At 65.7% G+C, this 4,803-nt stretch carries 5 protein-coding genes; 3 read left to right on the top strand and 2 right to left on the bottom strand.

Features of this window, described 5'->3' with window-relative positions; all coding sequences use genetic code 11:
• The 3 genes from V6M49_RS09395 to V6M49_RS09405 form a co-directional block, all read left to right on the top strand.
• Positions 1–370 (top strand): zinc-binding dehydrogenase (locus V6M49_RS09395; protein ID WP_332760941.1); only part of this gene is annotated, 370 nt, incomplete at its 5' end.
• Positions 367–987, top strand: a complete 621-nt coding sequence (locus V6M49_RS09400; protein ID WP_332760942.1) for an MBL fold metallo-hydrolase — start codon at positions 367–369, stop codon at positions 985–987. The genes V6M49_RS09395 and V6M49_RS09400, both read left to right, overlap by 4 nt.
• A gap of 163 nt (positions 988–1,150) precedes the next feature.
• A complete protein-coding gene (locus V6M49_RS09405) occupies positions 1,151–1,975 on the top strand; it encodes a PhzF family phenazine biosynthesis protein (protein ID WP_332760943.1) in 825 nt (274 codons plus the stop codon).
• Here V6M49_RS09405 and V6M49_RS09410 read toward each other — a convergent pair.
• Both V6M49_RS09410 and pdxS read right to left on the bottom strand, forming a co-directional pair.
• Positions 1,972–3,693: an alkaline phosphatase D family protein gene (locus V6M49_RS09410; protein WP_332760944.1), complete on the bottom strand. Its 1,722-nt coding sequence runs from the start codon at positions 3,691–3,693 to the stop codon at positions 1,972–1,974. The genes V6M49_RS09405 and V6M49_RS09410 overlap by 4 nt on opposite strands.
• 110 nt (positions 3,694–3,803) lie before the next feature.
• Positions 3,804–4,652: a pyridoxal 5'-phosphate synthase lyase subunit PdxS gene (pdxS, locus tag V6M49_RS09415; protein ID WP_305775673.1), complete on the bottom strand. Its 849-nt coding sequence runs from the start codon at positions 4,650–4,652 to the stop codon at positions 3,804–3,806.
• Between the last annotated feature and the right edge of the window lie 151 nt (positions 4,653–4,803).

Genomic DNA, 4,803 nt, shown 5'->3' on the forward strand with positions numbered 1-4,803 from the left:
CAACGGAGCGGACGTGGTGATTGACGCCGTCGGCCGTCCCGAAACGTACAAGCAGGCGTTCTACGCCCGCGACCTCGCCGGCCGGGTGGTGCTGGTGGGCGTTCCGACGCCGGGCATGTTGCTTGAGCTGCCCCTGCTGGACGTCTTTGGCCGGGGCGGGTCGCTGAAGTCGTCCTGGTATGGGGACTGCCTGCCCTCCCGTGATTTCCCGATGCTGGTGGCGCACTACAAGCAGGGCAACCTGGACCTGGACGCTTTCGTCACCGAGCGCATCACCATCGACCAGGTGGAGGAGGCCTTCGCCAAGATGCACGAAGGCAAGGTCCTGCGCTCGGTCGTCGAAGTACAGTCCCGGAAGGATCTCTCATGACAGTCACCATCGAAAACCTGGTCACCTCGGGCACTTTTGCGCTCGACGGCGGCACATGGGACGTGGACAACAACGTCTGGATCGTGGGCAACGACGACGAATGCGTGATCATCGACTGCCCGCATGACGCCGAGGCGATCATCAACCAGGTCCGCGGCCGGAAGGTCCTGGCCATCCTGCTGACCCACGCGCACAACGACCACATCGGCGCCGCGCGGGAGGTTGCCGGAGCTGTCGGTGCCCCGATCATCCTGAACCCGGAGGACCTGGTCCTCTGGAAGCAGGTTTACCCGGATACGGAACCGGACCGGCACCACGTTGACGGCGACGTGTTCGCGGTGGGCGGCACCGCGCTGCTGGCCATCCACACGCCGGGCCATTCCCCGGGCTCCACCTGCTTTTACCTGGAAAATGAGGGAACGGTCTTCACCGGCGACACCCTCTTCAACGGCGGCCCGGGTGCGACGGGACGCTCCTACAGCGACTACCCCACCATCCTGGCCTCCATCCGCGAACGCCTCCTCACGCTCCCGCCCGGTACTGTGGTCCGCACCGGCCACGGCGACAACACTACGATCGGAGCTGAACGGGAAGCTCTGGCCCAGCTGGCTCAGTGAGATAGGCCCTGCTGCGGCTGAATCAGCAGGGCCGTTTTAACTGACCGGGCTGTGCCTGGCCGGAATCGGCCAGGCACCGGAAAGCGGCCGAGTTCTTCCGGGCAATCCACTTTCTCAAACTGGCTCAATTTTTCCAGTCCAGTTCGCCGCTACGGTGGGAGGCATGCACATACCCCTGATCCAGATCGATGCCTTCGCCACTAAGCCTTTCGAAGGCAATCCAGCAGCCGTGATGCCACTGGACGGCTGGCTGGTTGACAGTGTCCTCCAACAGTTGGCCGAGGAGAACAACCTCTCCGAGACGGCCTTTATTGTTGCCGCGATCCCGGACGAGGCCACGCCCTTCGATTCCTCGCAGCCTGTCTACCACCTCCGCTGGTTCACGCCGGCCATTGAAGTGGACCTCTGCGGGCACGCGACCCTGGCCACGGCGTCGTACCTCTTCACGGACGTTCACCCGGACGCAAAACGGCTGCAATTCTGGAGCCGCAGCGGCTGGCTGTTTGTAGAGCGCGACGGTGACGGCTTCATCTTGGACTTCCCGTCCGAGATGCCCGAACCGGTGGCCGTCGACCCCTCGGTCACCGAAGCCCTCGGCGCTCCGGCACTCGAGGCTTTCCTGGCAACCGACCTCATCCATGTGGTCAAGGATGCCGAGACCGTGCGCAACCTGACCCCCGACTGCGGGGCGCTTGCGAAACTGCCGGTGCGGGGCGTCGTCGTAACCGCTGCGGGTGACGGAACGGGTTATGACTTCGTTTCACGGTTCTTCGGTGCCCGGGCCGGCATCGATGAAGACCCGGTGACCGGCTCGGCGCACTCCCAGCTGGCACCGCTTTGGGCCGGCAGGTTGGGCAGCACGGTACTGGCCGCCCGCCAGCTCTCGGCACGCGGCGGGACCGTGCTCTGCCGTGTGGAAGGGGAGCGCACGCTGCTGTCCGGCACGTGCGTGCGGTACCTCGAAGGCACGGTGTGGCTGGCGGCCTAGCTTCGCGCCGCCCGGCGTTGGTTGAGCCGGTCAAAACCCCGCCCACTAAATCGGCTCCTGCTTTCCCTCCGGGACGCCACGGTGAAGGATGCCACAGTCTCGAGCCTTGGGTGAAGGTCGTCGCCGTCTTCCACGACGCCTGTCTGCCACCACAGTTTCAGCCCTTCCGGGACAATCTCCAGGCTGGCCAGATTGTTGTTGAACCAGGGTCCCTCGACGCGTGTCCAACGGAACGGCGGGTCCGGCACACGCGCCGAGCGGGCCACCAGGGCCCCAATCGGAGTAGCCAGGCCGTAGGCCATGGCGGCCCCGAAGTATCTCATCAGGCGGGGAAGAGGGTTCCGGATCGGGGAACAGACTGCCTGCATGATCCGGCTGCCCGAGGAGCGTTTCACCTCCGCGACGTAGGAGAAGTGCACATCCCCGGACAGGAAGGTGACTGTCTCCGGTGACGGGCCGCGCTTGCCATCCGCGACCTCGGCGGTCATGACGGCCACCTCCTGGAAGCTTTTTTGGAAGGCGCCCCAGTGTTCCAGGTCCACCGCCTGGCGCAGCTTCTCGCCGACCCGGGCGGCACGCTTCCCCCACGCGCCTTCCGAAACTGCCTCATTCCACGACTCGACGTGGTGCAGGCCCATCGGCAGCAGGAAAGGAAGCGACGTTGCCACCAGCAGGTGGCGGAACCCGCCGCGCATGCGGCCGTCAAGCCAGGCCATCTCCTCATCATCAAGCAGGGCGCGGGCTTCCGGGTCCAGATTCCTGGCGGCGCGGGAGTCCACCACGATCAGCCTGGTGTCCCCGAAATCCCGGCAGAAGCTCCACCTGTAGGATTCCGGGTCCCGGTCAGCGCGTTCAGCGAAGCTGTCCAGTTCCGCGCTGAGGTCGAGTTCAGCCTCGCCCCGGTGCCGGGCGATCCGCTGCCAGATGGCATCGGTAAGCCGGTCCTGCGGCGACAGGTTGCCCAGATGCTGGTAGACCCAGTAGGAGGACAGCCCCGAGACTATCCGCTCATGCCACCACGAGGTGGCTTCCATGCTCCTCTTCCAGCTCAGCGAGGCGTTCCAGTCGTCGCGGATGTCGTGATCGTCGAAGATCATGGCGCTGGGCAGGGTGGACAGCAGCCACCTGTTTGCCGGGTCGGACCAGGCGAGGTTGTAGAGGTGGGCGTATTCCTCGTAGTCCCTGAGCTCCTCGCCAGGCGGTGCACTGATGTCGCGGCGGGCGCGGATGAACTGCTGCATCTGTTCGCTGGTCAGGTCGGCGTACACCTGGTCTCCGAGGAAGGCCACCAGGTCCGGCCACGGCAGGTCACCGCCGGAGGCCATCGCCAGTGCGTAGGCGCGGAGCGAGTCGACGCCGTGCGTCCGGTTGCCGGTCTCGTCGTGCGGGACACTGGTGCGGCAGGAGCCGTAGGCCATGCGCAGCGGCTTGCCGGGCTTCAGCGTGGCGATCACCGGCGGCGGAAACCCGGAATCCGGAGCGGGCCAGACCTGTTCGCCATCGATGTCCAGCGTGTAGGGCAGCACTGATCCAGGCTCCATTCCGTCCGCCTCCACGAGCGCGTAATGGTGGCCGTGCACGGCGAAAGTACGCGCCGCCCAGCTCTGCTGTCCGGCCCGGACGGTGACGCGGGAATCGCTCCGGGTCTCCACCCAGATGCTCGCCGAGGTCTCATCCACATACCGCATCATGGGACCAAGCACCAGGGAAGTCGTCATCACTCAGTTGTACCCGTTCCGGCGCGCGGCAACCATACGAGCACCCGGGAACCAAGGAAACAACTCCCAAGGCACCGCTGCCTAGGCCCGGACCTGAAATCCGCCCCGCTTTACCAACCGCGCTCGGCGAGGCGGTGGGGCTGCGGGATCTCGTCGACGTTGATGCCCACCATGGCTTCGCCGAGGCCGCGCGAGACCTGGGCGATGACGTCCGGGTCGTCATAATAGGCAGTAGCCCTGACGACGGCGGCGGCACGCTGGGCCGGGTTTCCGGACTTGAAGATGCCGGAGCCGACGAACACGCCGTCTGCGCCAAGCTGCATCATCATGGCGGCGTCGGCCGGGGTGGCGATGCCGCCGGCGGTGAACAGCACCACGGGAAGCTTGCCGGTGGTTGCGATTTCCTTGACCAGTTCGTACGGGGCCTGCAGTTCCTTGGCCGCAACGTACAGCTCGTCCTCGGGCAGGGCGGCAAGCTTGGCGATCTCGGCGCGGATCTGGCGCATGTGCCCGGTCGCGTTGGAGACATCTCCCGTGCCGGCTTCACCCTTGGACCGGATCATCGCCGCGCCCTCGTGGATGCGGCGCAGCGCCTCACCAAGGTTGGTGGCGCCACAGACGAAGGGAACGGTGAAGTTCCACTTGTCGATGTGGTGGACGTAGTCGGCCGGGGTCAGGACCTCGGACTCGTCGATATAGTCCACGCCGAGGGACTGCAGGACCTGGGCCTCCACGAAGTGGCCGATCCGGGCCTTGGCCATCACCGGGACGGACACGGCTGCGATGATCTTGTCGATCATGTCCGGATCCGACATGCGGGACACGCCGCCCTGGGCACGGATATCGGCCGGAACGCGTTCGAGCGCCATCACTGCAACGGCACCGGCATCTTCGGCGATGCGGGCCTGTTCAACGTTGACGACGTCCATGATGACGCCGCCAATGAGCATCTCAGCCATGCCGCGCTTGACGCGGCTGCTGCCCGTAACAGCGATGTGTTCGTAGGGGAGTCGTTTTAGGGTCACTTCATGCTCCAAGGGGACGAGGCGCCTGCGAAGCCAGGCATTCGAGTTAAGGGACTGGCCCCGGGTGTATGTGCACACCCGGGGC

Source organism: Pseudarthrobacter sp. (genome assembly GCF_036675385.1).
GTDB lineage: Bacteria > Actinomycetota > Actinomycetes > Actinomycetales > Micrococcaceae > Arthrobacter.